The 16,937-nt window shown below is 65.7% G+C and carries 17 protein-coding genes and 1 pseudogene; 9 read left to right on the top strand and 9 right to left on the bottom strand.

What is annotated here, in order from left to right; genetic code table 11:
* The first annotated feature begins 23 nt into the window (after positions 1–23).
* Positions 24–1,016, top strand: a complete 993-nt coding sequence (gene gnd, locus ACFYTS_RS19595) for a phosphogluconate dehydrogenase (NAD(+)-dependent, decarboxylating) (RefSeq protein ID WP_387306109.1) — start codon at positions 24–26, stop codon at positions 1,014–1,016.
* Positions 1,017–1,162: 146 nt separating this feature from the next.
* Here gnd and ACFYTS_RS19590 read toward each other — a convergent pair whose 3' ends face one another.
* From ACFYTS_RS19590 to ACFYTS_RS19580, 3 genes are all read right to left on the bottom strand, one after another.
* Positions 1,163–1,528: a hypothetical protein gene (locus ACFYTS_RS19590; RefSeq protein ID WP_387306107.1), complete on the bottom strand. Its 366-nt coding sequence runs from the start codon at positions 1,526–1,528 to the stop codon at positions 1,163–1,165.
* A gap of 110 nt (positions 1,529–1,638) precedes the next feature.
* Entirely contained in the window at positions 1,639–2,058 is a 420-nt protein-coding gene (locus ACFYTS_RS19585) for a VOC family protein (RefSeq protein WP_387306105.1), read from the bottom strand.
* Between the two features lie 44 nt (positions 2,059–2,102).
* On the bottom strand, positions 2,103–2,306 hold the full coding sequence (locus ACFYTS_RS19580) for a hypothetical protein (protein ID WP_387306103.1): 204 nt from the start codon (positions 2,304–2,306) through the stop codon (positions 2,103–2,105).
* A gap of 44 nt (positions 2,307–2,350) precedes the next feature.
* Here ACFYTS_RS19580 and ACFYTS_RS19575 point away from each other — a divergent pair, with 44 nt between their 5' ends.
* From ACFYTS_RS19575 to ACFYTS_RS19560, 4 genes are all read left to right on the top strand, one after another.
* Positions 2,351–2,848, top strand: coding sequence for a hypothetical protein (locus tag ACFYTS_RS19575; protein ID WP_387306101.1), 498 nt, complete (start codon positions 2,351–2,353; stop codon positions 2,846–2,848).
* 60 nt (positions 2,849–2,908) lie between these two features.
* Positions 2,909–3,274 (top strand): hypothetical protein, encoded by a 366-nt coding sequence (locus tag ACFYTS_RS19570; protein WP_387306099.1) that lies wholly within the window; start codon positions 2,909–2,911, stop codon positions 3,272–3,274.
* Positions 3,275–3,314: 40 nt separating this feature from the next.
* Positions 3,315–3,740, top strand: a complete 426-nt coding sequence (locus ACFYTS_RS19565) for a hypothetical protein (RefSeq protein ID WP_387306097.1) — start codon at positions 3,315–3,317, stop codon at positions 3,738–3,740.
* Positions 3,741–3,835: 95 nt separating this feature from the next.
* Positions 3,836–4,489: a hypothetical protein gene (locus tag ACFYTS_RS19560; RefSeq protein ID WP_387306095.1), complete on the top strand. Its 654-nt coding sequence runs from the start codon at positions 3,836–3,838 to the stop codon at positions 4,487–4,489.
* A gap of 148 nt (positions 4,490–4,637) precedes the next feature.
* Here the strand turns inward: ACFYTS_RS19560 and ACFYTS_RS19555 are convergent.
* Positions 4,638–5,543: pseudogene (locus ACFYTS_RS19555) on the bottom strand (dioxygenase).
* A 273-nt stretch (positions 5,544–5,816) separates the two neighbouring features.
* Positions 5,817–6,392 carry a chorismate mutase gene (locus ACFYTS_RS19550; protein ID WP_387306093.1) on the bottom strand — a complete coding sequence of 192 codons (576 nt, stop codon included), beginning with the start codon at positions 6,390–6,392 and terminating at the stop codon, positions 5,817–5,819.
* 138 nt (positions 6,393–6,530) lie between these two features.
* On the opposite strand from ACFYTS_RS19550, the gene pip reads away from it, so the two are divergent.
* Positions 6,531–7,493: a prolyl aminopeptidase gene (gene pip, locus ACFYTS_RS19545; RefSeq protein WP_387306420.1), complete on the top strand. Its 963-nt coding sequence runs from the start codon at positions 6,531–6,533 to the stop codon at positions 7,491–7,493.
* A gap of 18 nt (positions 7,494–7,511) precedes the next feature.
* Here pip and ACFYTS_RS19540 read toward each other — a convergent pair whose 3' ends face one another.
* Together ACFYTS_RS19540 and ACFYTS_RS19535 are read right to left on the bottom strand one after the other, a co-directional pair.
* The gene (locus tag ACFYTS_RS19540) at positions 7,512–8,123 is read right to left on the bottom strand and encodes a LemA family protein (RefSeq protein WP_387306091.1); all 612 of its coding nucleotides are present in this window, start codon (positions 8,121–8,123) and stop codon (positions 7,512–7,514) included.
* Entirely contained in the window at positions 8,120–9,001 is an 882-nt protein-coding gene (locus ACFYTS_RS19535) for a DUF3137 domain-containing protein (protein WP_387306089.1), read from the bottom strand. The genes ACFYTS_RS19540 and ACFYTS_RS19535 overlap by 4 nt, the downstream gene beginning before the upstream one ends.
* An 891-nt stretch (positions 9,002–9,892) precedes the next feature.
* Here ACFYTS_RS19535 and ACFYTS_RS19530 point away from each other — a divergent pair.
* Both ACFYTS_RS19530 and ACFYTS_RS19525 read left to right on the top strand, forming a co-directional pair.
* Positions 9,893–10,057 (top strand): hypothetical protein, encoded by a 165-nt coding sequence (locus ACFYTS_RS19530; protein ID WP_387306087.1) that lies wholly within the window; start codon positions 9,893–9,895, stop codon positions 10,055–10,057.
* A 201-nt stretch (positions 10,058–10,258) separates the two neighbouring features.
* Positions 10,259–12,202, top strand: coding sequence for a glycoside hydrolase family 5 protein (locus ACFYTS_RS19525; RefSeq protein ID WP_387306085.1), 1,944 nt, complete (start codon positions 10,259–10,261; stop codon positions 12,200–12,202).
* 1,335 nt (positions 12,203–13,537) lie between these two features.
* On the opposite strand, the gene ACFYTS_RS19520 is transcribed toward ACFYTS_RS19525, so the two are convergent.
* Both ACFYTS_RS19520 and ppgK read right to left on the bottom strand, forming a co-directional pair.
* Positions 13,538–14,974, bottom strand: coding sequence for an RNA polymerase sigma factor (locus ACFYTS_RS19520; protein WP_357283088.1), 1,437 nt, complete (start codon positions 14,972–14,974; stop codon positions 13,538–13,540).
* 154 nt (positions 14,975–15,128) lie between these two features.
* Positions 15,129–15,887: a polyphosphate--glucose phosphotransferase gene (gene ppgK, locus ACFYTS_RS19515; RefSeq protein WP_357283090.1), complete on the bottom strand. Its 759-nt coding sequence runs from the start codon at positions 15,885–15,887 to the stop codon at positions 15,129–15,131.
* A gap of 85 nt (positions 15,888–15,972) precedes the next feature.
* On the opposite strand from ppgK, the gene ACFYTS_RS19510 reads away from it, so the two are divergent.
* Entirely contained in the window at positions 15,973–16,914 is a 942-nt protein-coding gene (locus tag ACFYTS_RS19510) for an inositol monophosphatase family protein (protein WP_387306082.1), read from the top strand.
* Positions 16,915–16,937 lie beyond the last annotated feature (23 nt).

The following is a 16,937-nucleotide window of genomic DNA, read 5'->3' as shown; positions in this document are numbered from 1 at the left end:
TCTCCGCCCCGAAGGATCTCACCATGCATATCGGAATGGTCGGCGCGGGCCGAATGGGCTCCGGCCTGGCCCGTCGGCTGGTCCGCGCGGGCCACACCTGCACGGTCTACGACCCCAACCCCGCCGCCGTCGCTACCCTGGCCGCCGACGGCATCCCCGCCGCCGCCTCCCTCCCGGAACTGGTTGCGGTCCTGCCGAAACCGTGCGTGGTCTGGGTCATGGTCCCCGCCGAGCTGACCGGCACGGTCGTTGACGACCTGACGCCGCTGCTCACCGAAGGTGATGTCGTCGTCGACGGCGGCAACTCCTTCTACCGAGACGCCGTCGCCCGCTCTGAATCCCTGGCCACCCACGGCATCCACTACCTCGATGTGGGCACCAGCGGCGGCACCTCCGGCCTCGACCGTGGCTTCTGCCTCATGATCGGCGGCCCTGCCGAAGCGGTCGAACGCCTCGACCCCGTCTTCCGCACCCTCGCCCCCGGCATCGACGCCGCCCCACGCACCCCCGGCCGTGACGGGATTCCCACCCCCGCCGAACAGGGCTACCTCCACTGCGGCCCGTCCGGCGCGGGTCACTTCGCGAAGATGATCCACAACGGCATCGAATACGGCCAGATGGCGGCCTTGGCCGAGGGCATGTCCATCCTGCGCGCCGCCGGAACCGGTATAGCCGAACCCGATTCGTCCACCGACCCCTCCTACGCCTTCGACGTCCCCGAGCTCCTCGAACTCTGGCGCCGAGGCAGCGTCATCACCTCCTGGCTCCTCGACCTCACCGCCACCGCCCTCCACACCGACCCCGACCTCACCGAATTCACCGGCCACGTCCCCGACTCCGGCGAAGGCCGCTGGACCGCCCAGACCGCGATCGACCTGGCCGTCCCCGTCCCCGTCCTCACCACCGCCCTGTACTCCCGCTTCGCCTCCCGCGACGGAGGTTCGTACGCCAACAAATCCTTGTCCGCCATGCGAAAAGCCTTCGGCGGCCACACTGAACGCGTATTCGCCGAATGACGGCGGCTGGAAGCGAGATTTCGGCTGGTCGCCGCTGAACCAGCCCCGAGGCGATGCACGGACGTGGTCAGAAGCTCAGGGGTTCAGCCGAATCCGACCCGCGTCCCGGCAGAGTTCTCACGACAGCACCTCGATAGTTCGGGTGCTCAGAGGTGGAGGGCCACCTGACCGGAGTCGGTCTTCCAGTACTTGCGGTTCAGCTGGGCTTTGCCGGTGCCTTCGGTGTACGGCACGAGCACGGGCAGACCATTGGTCGGCTTCAGCGTCACGGACCAGGTCTCGACCCGACCCGAGCATTGCAGGGTCACTCCCGGCGGCGAGCTGGTCAGCTGGATCGTGCCGCTGCCGCTGGTGCCCATCTGCGCGGAAACATCGAGATATCCGATTCCGCCGTCGCACATATAGGTTCCGGTGGCATTCAAGCCATCGGGTGTGGAAGTCACCACGGAATTCAGCGTGATGAACTCGTCCCCTTGGGCGGCACTCGCCGGGCCCGATCCCAGCAGCGTCATCGCGGCCCCCACGACCGCGACCGCCGCACACCTGGTGACTAACATCGCTCAACCTCCTGAAACATCAACTGCCACGGGAAGAATCGCTCTTGATGGTAGCCAGCCGCAGCTCAGGCCACGCAGAATTCGTTACCTTCGGGATCGGCCATCGTCACCCACGTGAACGGTCCCTGCCTCCCGTCATGCAGCACCTTCGCGCCCAGACCGATCAGCCGTTCGACCTCCGCCGCCCGCTTCTCTTCGCCGACCCGGATATCCAGATGCACCCGGTTCTTCACCGTCTTCGCCTCGGGCACAAGCTGAAACAGCACCCGCGGCCGCTCCGGATGCCGAATCGCCCCACCGACCTTCCACACCAGCTTCCCCCGATGCGTGGTCGTCTCCTCCTCGGTCGCATTTCCCTGCTCGACCATGCTCCGAATGAACCCCTCATCCTGCGGCTCGACCTCCCACCCGAGCGCCTCCGCCCACCAGTCGGCCTGCGTGTGCGGATCGGAACAGTCCACGACGACCTGAAACTCGTATCCCATGCCCGGCACCCTAACCGCGTACTCCGACACCGAGCGTCACCTTCTCAACGCGGGTAACCGATGTCGGTGATATCGGCGTCGAGATCGGCCAGTTCGACCTCGGGATTGAGACGAGCCACCACAGCCGGCGTCAATGGTCGCAGCGCATACACGTGCTCTACCTCGGAAAGGCCCACGGTGGTTTCGTAATAGTCCTCAGCCCATCGCTGGTATGCCTGCGGCGTCCCTTCGATCAGCAGCTCGAACAAGCCTTCCCCGCCCCGGCTGCCTCACCGGCTACGCTGCAACTGAAATGGCTCGCAGCAAGAACGAAGGACCGAGACAGGTCGAACTCATCGGCCCATACGCCGGCGTGTTCACCTACACCACAGGCGCCGCCCTCACGCTGATCGGCCCAATCCTCGGACTGACCGGCGACGGGTGGGCCGACGGCCTGTGTGCCGGTGTGTTCACCTTCCCGATCGGCCTGGGTCTGGTCGCCAGCACCTACGAATGGCGCCGAGCAGAGCGACGATTCCAAACAGTCGGAGTCCCCGGCACCGGAGAAGTCCTCTCCGTCAACGAGATTCACCCCGGCGGCGAGAACCCGGACACAGCCGACCTGACAATCCGCATCACCGGACCCACCTTCGACCCCTTCACCGCGGATTGCACCCTCGACAACCACTCCGGCCTGACGCGAGGCCACACCTTCGACCTCATGGTCGACCCCACCGACAACTCCTTCGCCATCGGCTTCGACCACCTCTTTCCCCAGGGCGACGACCAGGAAGCACCGCCGAAGGACTGAGTCATTCGCTTCGTGGCAAATGGCTCGACCGAGATGGGTTCGGCTGCGTACGGTGCCGGCATGTGCATCTACCCGAGCCGGACACATCGCGTCTGCCTGCACTGCCGGGTCTCCTATAAGGGGTCGATCGGAGTCGATTCGGGCTGGTGTGTGCGATGTGCCGGGGAGCTCATCGACGCGGGGCCGCACCTCGAGGTGCCCAGACGAGCCGACACGGCCGGGTGGCGAGCCCTCACCGCTGTCCTCGACTCCGGTCTGACCTTCTACGGCGGTTGCTGCGGCACCGGTCCCGGCTACCGCCCGCGTACTCCGCGTGAGGTTCGCGAGCGGCTGAGGCTGGCCGAACGCCGGGGCATCCCGGTCGCCGACGCGTTGGCCACCGCCGACCCCGCGGACTCCAGAACCCTTGCGGCGATGAGGTGCTGACCCGAGCCGATATGTCGGTGCGCCATGCGACCATGCCCGCATGTCACTGGAGTTCTTCAACGGGTTGTCCGGAACGCTGTCGATCGAGCTGTCCGAGCCGACGATAGACATCGCGGCGAACCTCTCGAATCAGCGGGCGAAAGCGACCGCGGAGATCAAAGAGCTCTCGTTCGCGCTGGAGGTATTCGAGGACAACAACTTTCGTGACCTGACCGCTGATGAGCTCGACCGTGTGGTTCTGGAATCGGCCATGCTGAATCTGCAGGGTGAGGGTGAACCCGTCGCCCACCGGGCGCCGAACGGCAAGTGGTTCACCGTCCGTGACCTGGTGGCCGCTATCACCGAAACGGAGCGGCGTACTCGCCCCCAGTCGCAGTGGTTCGGCGGCATCGACGTGCATCACGTCTTCTTCGAAGGCATCGACCAGGAGGAAGGCGGGACCTGGAGAATCTTCTGGGGATCGTGAGGCCGGGTGGTCGAGCATCGAGGTATGCAAGACTCAATGGGTGAGTTGTGCTGTGCTACACAGCGATCGGGATCGAATAGAACGCGAGGAGTCAGGTGTCCTTCGAACAATGGTCCACACGTTGGGAATCGGTACCGCTGTCCGAGGCGGCGGAGCGCTACGACATCGGCGAAGCCAGCGACACCCGCGTGGAGGACCTGGAGGAAGTCTTCGGCGAAGAACCGGAGTGCTTCTTCGTCCACCAGGGTGACCTCACCATCGACGGGCCCCTGTCGATCGGGAACGACCCCGATCTGGCACCGGACACCGTGTACGTGATCGACGGCGACCTGACGGTCAACGGTCCGATGCGCATGCTGAACGGAGACGTCTACACGCCGCTGTATGTCACCGGTTCGGTTACCGCACAGCACCTCATGTGCCTCATGGACAGCAATCTGTTCATCGGCGGCTCACTCACCATCGGGGGCCTGCTGATGACGGAACTCTCCGACATGGGGCTACTCGTCGTCCACGGGGCGACATCTGCGGGCGCATGGCTGGAAACCTGGGACAGGGGCGAAGTCGCGTTCAACGGGGGTCTGAAGGCCCGGCGTCTGCGCGTGTCCAATGGCGACTACCTCGAGGACGCGGACGCGGATGACGCGGCCGACATCCTGCTGCCCGAGTTCCTGGATGGTGACGCTGAAGATGCCGCGAAGACGCTCTGGGCAGCCGCGCTCGAAGGGCGTCCCCTGCTACGTCACTGACGTCCGGTCGGAGGATCGGCATCCCGCTGTGCTTCTTGGTTCACCGAGCACGGAGTCGTCCGCGCCTGGCCCTGGATCCGACCGGCTCGCGCCGCATGCGATCGTGGTGTGAGTCGGCGAAAGGGGTTGCTGGAGAATATATCCACGCTCAGGGGTGCGGCGGCGGGCCGCCCATACCGGTCTCCGGCGGATTGCCGTCGGGACCTCGCACGCCGTGCTGTTCCGGGCCATTGCTCGGCGGCTGCCCGGAACCATTGCCGGACTGGGCATGCTGCGACTTCGCGGCAACGCCGACCGTGAGTGAGACCTTCAGCCCCGAGGAGGGGGTGCCTGTCACCGTAGCGAGTTCGGCATCCCAGCCGTCGCCGAAGACATTGTCGGACGACAGCGATACACCGCTCATATTGGAGATGCTGCGCGAGTAGCCGGAGTCGGAGGCGTAGACCGAGGTACACACGTCCTGTGGCAATGCGATCTGCGAAGTGAGACGGGCATTTTCGCCCGCGACCGCGCTACTCAGCGAGTCGTAGACCTCGAAGTGGATGTGCGGCCAGCGGCCCGAGTAGCAGGCGGGGAAGATCGAGGTGAAGGTGACGGCGCCGTTCGCGTCGGCCACCTGCACGCCGCGTAGATAGTTCTGATCGGTGACTCCACTGCTGTACAGCGAGTAGTTGCCGTCGCGGTCGCAGTGTCAGACGTAGACGGCCATGCCCGCACCGGCCGCCCCGCTCTTGGTCAGGTCCTTCAGATTCAGCGTCAGCGTCATCGGAACACCCTTGGCCACACCGGAATATGAGCCGAAACTGGTCGTGATATCCGAACGCGCCACCCCGGACTCGATCAGCACATTCGGCCCGTTCGAGCCGTCACCCGGATAAGGCCCCGCGGTCTCCTGCGGCGCGGCGGCAATTCCACCGGACCCGCTCGTCACCGACGTGGTGGCGCTCGTCGCCGACGCGTCCGATCCGGCGCTGCGCGAGCAACCGGCCGCCACTGCCGCGACACCCGCGGCCCCGACCGCCCACAACGCGCGCCGCCGATTCATCACCCGCATATCGTGCGCCAGCCCGAGATCGTGCTCATGCCGCTCGTGACTGCCGTCGGAATGCTGTTCCACCGCAGACCTCTTTCGTCGTCCTCACTGTTCGATGTCGAACCGTATGGAGCCCCGCGCCGCCTCGACCTCGGGCGAAGCTGTGAAGTAGCCGAGAGCTGCCGTAGCTCTCGGATCAGGTGCGCGACCCGCTCTCGGCCGGAACCTCGTACAGAGTGCTCGAAGCGGGTGGGCGGCGGTCGAGGGCGCATCCTATGCGGGTCGGCCGAACGATCAGCCGTCGCACACAGGCGTCGACGCCCGCACCAACGCCGCAGCATGCAACGCGTCGAGCGGCTTGCTCCCGGCGATGTCGACCACTCCCGCCGCGACCCGCGCCGGACAATCGACCGCAGCCAATTCCATTCGTTCAGATGCTAATTCGGCGAGTATTGCGGTATTCAGGCCATCGATCAGCGGCCGCACATCCGCGAGATCCATACCCGGCGCCCCAGCCACCGCCAGCCCATACCGCCACTCCGTCACCAACCCCCGCTGCACAAACTTGTTGGCCTCGATCTGCCCCTGAAAAACCTGCCGCACCAGACCCCCGGGCAGCCCCCGCTCCGCCCCCGCCTGAGCCATCGCGTCATAGATCGCCGCCTCCCGCCCCGGATCATCGATCACCGGCTCACCCCCATCCCGAACCGCGGCCTCCCATTTGATCGCCGCGACGGTGTCCGCGGTAGCGAGCCGCTCCGCAAGCAACCCCACCAGCCGCTCCGCACTCCCGGCGTCCGCCTCGGCCACACCGCCTTGCCCCGCCAACAGAACTATCGCCGCGGCAGCCGCAGTCGCCAGATTCCTCATAGCCCTGGTGCTTCTCACGCGCCCACGCTACCCGGACCACAAGAAGCAACTGGTCTATGACAGGGTCGGCGTGGTGAGTCTTGGTTCGCGATAGCTCGAGTTCGGCCCGTTCGTCGGCTAGCCTCGGCAACCGTGCCGATGTTCTTTCCGCCGATCGACCCGTACGCCGACGGAATGCTCGAGGTCGGCGACGGAAACCAGGTGTACTGGTGTGCCAGCGGCAACCCGGCGGGTAGGCCGGCGCTGGTGGTGCACGGCGGGCCTGGCAGTGGAAGCAGCCCGGGGCCGCGGAAATCGTTCGATCCGAACATTTTTCGGATCGTGCAGTTCGATCAGCGCGGTTGCGGACGGAGCATTCCGAGCGCCGCCGACCCGGGCACCGATATGGCGGTGAACACCACCGAACACCTGATCGCCGACATGGAGCGGCTTCGTACCCACCTCGGCATCGACCGCTGGCTCCTCTACGGCGGCTCCTGGGGCTCGACGCTCGTCCTCGCCTACGCCGAGCGATACCCGGAACGGGTCACCGGGATCGTGCTGGTCGGCGTCACCAGCACCCGCCGCCGCGAGATCGACTGGCTGTACCGCGATCTCGCGCGGCTGCTGCCCGCCGAGTGGGAGCGATTCCGGGCCGCAGTGCCCGGCGACGGTGACCTGGTCGAGGGCTACCGCCGGCTGCTGGAAGACCCGGACCCGGAGACGCGTCGCAGCGCCGCGATCGAGTGGTGTCGCTGGGAGGACGCGGTGATCGCGCACGAATCCCTGGGCAGCCCAGGGCAGTACAGCGCCAAGCCGGACGACGCCACGCTCGCCTTCGTCCGGATCTGCACGCACTACTTCGCGCACGCGGCGTGGCTCGACGAAGGTGTGCTGCTGCGCGAGGCCTGGCGGCTGGCCGGGATCCCCGGCGAACTGATCCATGGCCGCCTCGATCTCAGCGCCCCGGTCGAAACGGCGTGGGAACTCGCGAAGGTCTGGCCGGACGCCCGCCTACGAATCATCGATGACTCCGGCCACACCGGGAGCCCCGCCATGGGCGAGGCACTCGCCCACGCCATCTCCCGCTTCGCGCAGCCCGACGCCGATCCGATCAGCTAGGCCGAGGGAATGGCACCGTCACCGGTCCGGCTGTGTGCTGAACAGGTGGTCCACTTGAACCGCCGCTCGCGCGTCGGGCGTGCTGATCTCGAAGTACTGTTCGGGCGAGACACGGTGCAGTGAAGCCACTATGGCGGCGGGGATGGATTGGATTCTCGTGTTCAGGGCGCGGACGTTCGCGTTGTAGAGCCGCCTGGCAGCGGCGATTCGATCCTCGACATCGCTCAGCTCGCGCTGCAATGCCACGTAGTTGTGGATGGCCCCCAGGTCGGGATACTGCTCGGCGAGAGCCGACAGTTGCGACAGGGCTGTGGTCAGGGTGTTCTCGGCTGTTGCGATCCCGTCGAGGTCGGCGCCGGTGTGGCCCGGGTCAGTGGCGAGTGCGCGCGCGTGGCTACGCGCTGCCGTCACGGCCTCCAGAGTTCCGCGCTCGAATGCGGCGGCGCGCTCGACCGTGGCCACCAGATTCGGCACCAGGTCGTGGCGCCGCTGCAATTCGACGTCGACCTGCTGCCATGATTCGGCGATCAGGTTTCGCAGCCGAACGAAATCGTTGTACACGGCGAAGTACCACAGGACCGCGATCAACGCGATGGCGGCAGCCGCGATGACGAGGACAGTGGTGCTCACGCGATGGTCCTTTTCACGGGTGTTCCGTAGTCGTTCCACACGAATCGTGGGATGCCGTCGGCGATTACGCGCATCGCGTCGAATACGCCACCGATCTCGTGCGGCCGATTGCCGAGGGTGGTGATGCCGACCAGAAGATCTCCGACGATCTCGAACTTGGTCAGGGTCACCGCGCCGCCATGCCGCCCGGCGAGGTCCACCAGCTTGCCGATCGTGCGCGGCGTCAGGACAGCATGTGCGAACGCGGGGTTCGAGGAATGCACCGAGAACTGATCATTGAAGTCCGCCGATTCGAACTCCACCCGATCGCCGATGCTGCCGTCCAGCGTCACGCCGACCGTCATTCTCGGCAACGCCGTAGGGAGCCTTATGGTGAAGACATTTCGATAGTGGGTGCTGACATTGATCCGGTTGTTGTGCAGCCACGTCAGATGGAAGAACCTCGCCGGATAGGTGCCGACCGTGCCCTGCATCGTGTCACGGACCCGGAAGCGTCGTGCCCGGCCGATGGTGAACGGCGGGAAATCCCATGCGGGCACTGGCCAGTCGCTCACCCGACGGTAGACGAACCCATGTTCCGCGGCCCACCCCGCAGCCCACCGCTGACGGAACGATTTGACGATGACCCCCGAGGGCACGAACGCCAGCAGCGGCGTGGCAGGCAGCAACACCCACGAGAACGGACGCCCGTGATCGTGCCACCACCGATACTGCGCGATCACCAGGACAGCAAAAGTCGTCAGCGACAACGCATTCAGCACGCGTGGCCGAGCCCAGAACGAACCGCTCTCACCGCTCGATGCCCAACCGCTCGTATCGCCCATGATTCCCCCACCCCACTGCTGGATAAGGACAGCCTCGGCGATTGAGTCGTGCATAGGCAAAGCCTTTTCGTGTGGCCTACGCGCGTCGGATATGAGAAAGGGCCGCCGAGCAGCAGCTCAGCAGCCCTTTCTCAGAACTGGACTAGTCCAGGTAGTCGCGCACGCTCGAGGGTTGTGCTCAGTGCTGGTACCTGGACAATCGAGGTGGCGGGTGAGCGGGATACCTGCCGATATGTTGGACTGAGCCGTCTGGACAAGCGGAACCGGCGGCTCGCCATTACCGTTTGGGGTGTGACCGTGACCGCCGATCTGTGCAGCTGGGCAGCCGACATCGCGCGTGAACAGCTCGAAGGGCTACCACGACGATGGACGCATACTCAGGGTGTTGCACGACAGGCCGATAGGGCCCGCGGTGTTGTCGACGATCCAAATCTCCTTGTCCCAGCAGCCTGGCTGCACGACGTGGGGTATGCGCCTCAGCCTGCCTTTTGCCCCCCAATCGTCTATCGAATTCCCTTCATCACCTAGGTTTCTGTGCGATACCGTGGGAGAAGCGGACGAGGTAGGCGAGGGCGACCAGCCGGAGCGTTCGGTCTGTCACATCGAACGCCATTTCGTGGCACTGTCCACGGTTACTTTCAGCGGCTCCGTTGAATTCGGAACCGAATATTCGTGCGACGGTTCGGAATTCGCTAAGTTCACTCATTGCTGGAACGCTGGAGCGAAGCGGTGGCGAGATTTGATCACGATTTCCGGGCAATCCACAACCCGTGATTGTGAATGCCTGGTCCGCGTGTCGGCTACCTGCTTTGACAACCGAAATCTGTGAATCCACCTGAAACTTCTGTTTTCGGAGTGGAACGACCCTGCCCTACAGTGCTGCCATCGAATCGTTCGCGCCCGAGTCGACATCTTGTTCAATAGCCCTGCGTCCGAAGGAATTCAATGGCATACCGAGCCCGGCAGTGGGGCATCGCCGCAGGTACCACGGCAGCCGGTGCCACCGCGGCGCCGAGCTTGGTCGCCGTCGCGAAGAACGGCTCCGACGGTGGCGGCGGCACCTCGACCGGCAGCCTCGACAAGCTGGTCAGCACCGGTTCCAGCAAGTAGCACGCGAACCGTTCGCGCCGCGCTCGGCGGCGATTCGGCAACAGCGCGATCGCCGGGGGACAGGCGCCACGGTGCCTGTCCTTCTGCGATCGAACCCTGCCTCGGGATTCCCCATCGGTATGGGTCACACCGTGTCCGGCGTGCCGACTTGTTCGGGCGATGTTGCCGCCCAAGATGATTGACAACGATGAGGAACTCGAAATGACATTGATCCACCCTCGCGTTCGGAAGTGGCGGTCGGCGCTGACCGTGCTCACCCTGGTTTCCGGAATGCTGCTCGGACTCGCGGCGCATTTCACGACCACGGCGCAGGGAGCGCCGCCCTGGTGTTTTCTCCTCAGCGGGTCGGCCGGTTGCCCGGATTCGGGATCGGGATCGGGGTCCGACGGGTCCCCACTGAACGCGCCGTTGAGCACTCGTGGGCGGTACATCATCGACGCCGCTGGTAATCGGGTGAAACTGCAGTCCGGTAACTGGCACGGCTCCAGTGGCACCTGGACCGGCAGCGGTAATGACGAGGAACCCGATAACAACCAGTACGGCGAGGTCAGCCATCGCGCACCATTGGGCCTGGAACGCGCCTCGATGGACAGGATCGTCAAGGACTTCAAAGCGCTGAGGCTCAACAGCATTCGGCTGCCCTTCTCCAACGAGATGATCACCGATACGCGACCGATCCAAGGATTGACCGCCAACCCCTCGCTCAACGGCCTCAAGCCGCTCGAGGTGTACGACCGGGCTGTCAAGGCACTGACCGATGCCGGACTCGCCGTCATCCTCAACAACCACACCACCACAACCCTCTGGTGCTGCTCGAACGACGGCAACAATTTCTGGAACTCGGGCCAGAGCACCGAGAAGTGGGTCGACGACTGGGCGTTCATGGCCGCCCGGTACAAGAACAATCCACTCGTCGTCGGCGCGGACCTGCGCAATGAGATCCGGCGGACCACCTGGAACAACCCGAATGTGGGCTGGGGTGACAACCAGGACTGGGAACTGGCCTCCCGCCTGGCCGGTGATCGCATCACGACCACCGCCAACCCGAATCTGCTCATCATCATCGAGGGCCTGAACTGGACCGGAATCCCCTCGGACCTGTTCCCGCACGAACGCCCCATGCTCAAGCCGAATGTCTGGCTGAGCTCCACGCTCACGCGCTCGCACAAGGTCGTGTACAGCGCGCACTTCTACGACTACATCGGCCCGAACCACACCGGCGGCAGCGGCATCGGCGGCGGTGAGACGCACGACCCGCGCTTCCGGGACATGACCCGCGAGGACCTGTTCCAGTCCATGGACGAGCTCGCTGGATACGTGGCCAACACGCCGGACCGGCACTTCACCGCACCGGTCTGGGTCAGCGAATTCGGCATCGGCCCGAACAGTACCGACCCGGAGAAGGCCTGGTTCGCCGATATGGTCGACTATCTGATCAGCCGCGACCTGGACTGGTCGTTCTGGCCGATCGTCGGCACCGGGCGCCAGATCGACAGCGACAATTGGGCATTGCTGCGCTACGGCGCCGACGGCAAGGTTCGCGGCATCAACGACGGCGGTGATTGGCGCAGCGGACATTTCAACCGGCTGCTCGACGCGAAAGGCAAGACCGGGCAGGTCGCGCCTACGCGCACCTGGTCGATGCTCTACGGCACCAATGACGATTTCAACGCGTCACTGCGGGCCGGCAACGACTGGGATTCCGGCGCAACGAAAATGGTGTGCCCCGACGACCAGCGCCTGGTCGGGATCAGCGTGTCCGCCAAACGTGGTCTGTGCACCGACGCGATCGAGGGCAACCTGTGGAAGCCCGGCACGCTCGCGACCACAGTGAACACCGAACGGTTCGAATCCGACTGGGCCAATGGCGCAACCAAATACCAATGCCCGACCGGGCAGTTCATGAACGGTTACAGCCAGCGCGGCGGCAGCGTCTCGGCCGTCCTGTGCGCCACCGGCCGCATCCCCCTCGCCGGCGCGGGCCGCACCGTATGGGACGACACGGGCGACAACCGCCCCGCCTCCGGTGAAGGCGGAGACTACGCCATGAACCACACCAAGATCCAGTGCAACTCCGACGAATATGCCGCAGGTATCGCCTTCACCTCCGGCAAGACCGCCCTGTACTGCCGCAAGCTGAAATAGTCGCGGTCCCGGTACGACAACGAGCCTCCTTCGGACTTCCGAAGGGGGCTCGCTTGGCTTCACCCATCGAAACATTTACGCGGACAGCTCAATTTGACATCACGTTCTCGGATCGTGCGCCTAAGTCATTGCGATAAGCCGCGAAATTCCCCCACGGCTCGACCGGTTGGAGAACACGAATAGGCCGAACCCGAACCGCGTTCCTCGGATACGCCGACGAGCAGGCCTGTCGCAGATACGCCGACCGGTCTCCAAGCCTCGGAAGGTGCATGCGCTGGCGCGACGATTGTCGGAGCCGGACCGGGAACAGATTGTCGCCGCTCACAAGGGTGGAGTTTCAGCCAATCAGCTCGCCTCCGATCACCAAATTGCCAAGGGCAGGATTCTGGATTCGTGCGAGAGGCGCGGCGATCCGCCAGCAGCGCCGACTTTCCAACGAGGAGATCGATCAGGCCTTCCTCGACATCAAGGCGGCCAGTTGCTCGCCCAGATCGGCGACCGGCTCGGCGTCAAGGCCACCACGGTCCGGGCCTCACTGGAACGACGTGGCATCCCTCGCCGAGACAGTCACGGCCGACCGCGGTGAAAGCCCGCACACGCCATACCCGGAGGCAGCGTCCCGATCGGATTCCCCACAGAAGACGACTTCCACGCAGACGCTCGAGATCGCGCCAGTTCCCGAACACGCCCTACGACCGTGCCACGGGCCAGGCGCGCCATTCGGCATACAGTGCCTTCCACTCACCTGTCGGCGGGTCAGGCTGCCTGGACGTGACCTCAGCTCGGGTTGGGCATCAGCGGTGGCCACGTTGCGATGGCAGACCGTAGCGAAGCGACGATCTGGTCGACGGTGATGAAGGCGTGGACGTTGTCGATGATGCGGTCGCCGAGTGCGGCTGGATTCGTCTCGGCGGTCGCGGAAGTTCTTGCCCTGGCAGGCTTTGAGCAGTCCCTTGATCTGGTCGTCGGTGAGGGCAGGGGTGACCTTCTCGTCGAGCTTGGGGGCTTGAGGTGGAGGGGATCGGAATCGAGTTCGTCTTCTTCGCCGAGCCACACCGAAAAGCGCCGAAGCGCAAGCTGTCTCGCTCTGGCGGATGGCTTTCGGCTGCGCACCAGTCGAGATAGATGCGGACGCCGTGCAACCACGAGTTGACTGTGTGGTCGGATTTGCGTTCGGCCGCCGTGCTAGCTCCCACGAGGGCAACAGCGTGGCGAGGTCGATTGTATGTTCGATCACCATACCGCTGTCTGTCTTGACTGAGAGCTCTGTGCTCCGCCACAAAGAAGGAATTGGGCCCCGAAGCCGCAGCTCAGGGGCCCAATCAGGGTTCGAACTCAGTCCAAATAGTCGCGCAGAACCTGTGAGCGGCTGGGGTGGCGTAGCTTCGACATGGTCTTGGACTCGATCTGGCGGATGCGTTCGCGGGTGACGCCGTAGACCTGGCCGATTTCGTCCAGGGTGCGGGGCTGGCCGTCGGTCAGGCCGAAGCGGAGGCGGACGACGCCTGCTTCACGCTCGGAGAGCGTTTCGAGGACCGACTGGAGCTGGTCCTGTAGCAGGGTGAAGGACACCGCGTCGACGGCGACGACTGCTTCGGAGTCTTCGATGAAGTCGCCGAGCTGGGAGTCGCCCTCGTCGCCGATGGTCTGGTCCAGGGAGATCGGCTCACGCGCGTACTGCTGGATCTCCAGCACCTTCTCCGGCGTGATGTCCATTTCCTTGGCGAGCTCTTCCGGGGTGGGCTCGCGGCCCAGGTCCTGGAGGAGTTCGCGCTGGATGCGGCCGAGCTTGTTGATGACCTCGACCATGTGCACGGGGATGCGGATGGTGCGGGCCTGGTCGGCCATGGCGCGGGTGATCGCCTGACGGATCCACCAGGTGGCGTACGTCGAGAACTTGTAGCCCTTGGTGTAGTCGAACTTCTCGACCGCGCGGATCAGACCCAGGTTGCCTTCCTGGATAAGGTCCAGGAACGCCATGCCGCGGCCGGTGTAGCGCTTGGCCAGCGAGACCACGAGGCGGAGGTTGGCCTCCAGCAGGTGGTTCTTGGCGCGGTTGCCGTCACGCATGATCCACTGCAGGTCGCGGCGCGACTGCACGGGTAGCTTCTCGCCCTTGTCGGCGAACTCGCGCAGCTTCTCCGTGGCGTAGAGGCCGGCCTCGATGCGCTTGGCTAGCTCGACCTCCTCCTCGGCGTTGAGCAGCGCGACCTTACCGATCTGCTTCAGGTAGGCGCGGACCGAGTCGGCGGAAGCGGTGAGCTCGGCGTCCTTGCGGGCCTGGCGCAGCGCCTCGGATTCCTCTTCGTCCCAGACGAAGTCACCGGACGCCTTGTCCTTCGCGGACGGCTCGTCGGCCTCCTCGGAGTCGTCGGCCTCGGCGGCGGCGGCAGGCGCGGCGGCCGCCTCGCCCTCCTCCTCGTCGTCGGACTCGTCGACGATCTCCTCGTCCTCGAGCTCGTCCTCGTCGAGCTCGATGTCACCCAGGTCGTCGAGTTCCAACGACTCGTCGTCGATGGCCTCGTCGCCCTCACCCTCGGCACCGGGCTCGGCCGCCTTCTTCGGCGACGCCTTCTTGGCGGCCGTCTTCTTGGCGGTCGCCTTCGTGGCCTTCTTGGCCGCGGTCTTCTTGGCCGCGACCTTCTTCGCAGCGGCCTTCTTGGCCGGAGCCTTCTTGGCGGCGGCCTTCTTGACCGCGGGTGCTGCGGTGGTGTCTGCTGAGTCGGCGGCTGCTGCCGAATCGGCGGTGTCCTGGGTATTCGTGGCTACCACGTACGCCCTTTCGTGACGGTCTCGTGCGGCGTCACGCCAGAGTGATCATCCGGCGGAGCGGTTCTGTCGGGGGGATAAGCCGGCTCTCGTGCCGGTGTCGGTTTCCGGCTCACCGCCGGGCATGCGTTCCATTGTAACGATCGAACCAGCTTACTTACGGTGCGATACCGGCTGACACCGCCATGGCGGCTCCGACGATGCCCGCGGTGTTGCGCAGAGCGGCCGGCACCACGGGGGTTCTGTTGGTGAGCAACGGAATCCACTCCTGGTGATCGCGGCTGATGCCGCCACCGGCGACGAACACGTTCGGCCAGAACAGGTTCTCCAAGGTGACCAGCACCTTGGACACCTCCACCGCCCACTCCGGGTAGGTCATGCCGACCCGATCCTTGACCGACGCGGCCGCCCGATGCTCGGCCTCGCGCCCATCCACCTCGATGTGCCCCAGCTCGCTGTTGGGCATGAGCACACCGTTGTACATGACCGCCGAACCGATACCGGTGCCGAAGGTGAGCAGCATTACCAGACCGCTGAGATCCTTTGCCGCGCCGTAGCGGTCCTCGGCCATCCCCGCGGCGTCCGCGTCGTTGAGCACCGTCACGTCGCGGCCGCCGAGCGCCACCGAGAACAGATGCCGGGCGTCGATGCCGACCCAGGTCTTGTCGATATTGGCGGCCGTGCGCACCTGGCCGTGCAGCACCACGCTGGGCATGGTGATGCCGACCGGGCCCTCCCAGCCGGCCTGTGCGACCAGCTTGGCCACCGCCTCGGCGACCGCGTTCGGGGTGGCCGGGTGCGGCGTCGCGATCTTGATGCGCTCGTAGATCAGCTCACCGGTCGCGAGATCGACCTCGGCGCCCTTCACACCGCTGCCACCGATATCGATGCCGAACGCGTGCCCGGGATCGGACATGGACCACACCTCGTACTCTCCCTCGACCTGCACCTTGTGTCGTGCACGACAAGCCTAATGCGCGCGATGCCGGATCTGTGCTGCGATGGAGCTCGTGCCGGAATCGAATTTCACTTCCATCGCCCCCGCCGACGCCACGAACACCGACACTTCAGACATAGCCGAACTGCGCCGGGTCGCGGTGCATCTCGCCGAGACCGCCGCCGCCCACGTCCGCGAGCGCCGCCCGCAGGTCTTCGGGCCGGGCGCGCACGCCACCGACGCCGTGCAGTCCAAGTCCACCCCCACGGACCCCGTCACCATCGTCGACACCGAGACCGAGCAGCTGGTCCGCAAGCTGGTCGCCGACCTGCGCCCCGGCGACCGGGTGGTCGGCGAGGAGGACGGCGGCACCATCACCGACGACCCGGACCTGGTGCACTGGGTGGTCGACCCCATCGACGGCACCGTCAACTTCGTCTACGGCATCCCGTCCTACTCGGTGTCGGTGGCCGCGGTCCGCGGCGGCCGACCGGTCGCGGGCGCGGTCGCCGACGTCGCGCACGCCGTCACCTACAGCGCCGGGCTGGGCCTGGGCGCGCACCGCGCCGACTCCAGCCCCGACGGCGCCGCCCCCGGCGGCGACCCGGTTGCGTTGCGCGCCAACCCGGTCGACACGGCGTCCATGGCCCTGGTGGCCACCGGCTTCGCCTATGCCACCCCGCGCCGCACCCGCCAGGGTGAACTGATCGGCAAGGTGCTGCCGCACATTCGCGACCTCCGCCGCTTCGGTTCGGCCGCCCTGGACCTGTGCGCGGTGGCCGAGGGCCGCACCGATGCCTACTTCGAGCACGGCCTGAACCTGTGGGACTGGGCCGCGGGCGCGCTGATCGCCACCGAGGCGGGCGCACGGCTGATCCTGCCGCCGGAGCTCGACTCGCCGGGCGCAGCAGGTGATTTGGTGTCGGCGGCGGCGCCCGGCATCGCTGACGAACTGTTCGGCCTGTTCGAACGGTTCGATGTCACCACCCCTATCCCGGTTCCCTGACAGAGGGCTGGACAGCCGATCGC

It is taken from the genome of Nocardia sp. NPDC004151 (assembly GCF_042874235.1).
Taxonomy (GTDB): Bacteria; Actinomycetota; Actinomycetes; order Mycobacteriales; family Mycobacteriaceae; genus Nocardia.
This window is presented reverse-complemented; position numbering and strand designations above follow the sequence as displayed.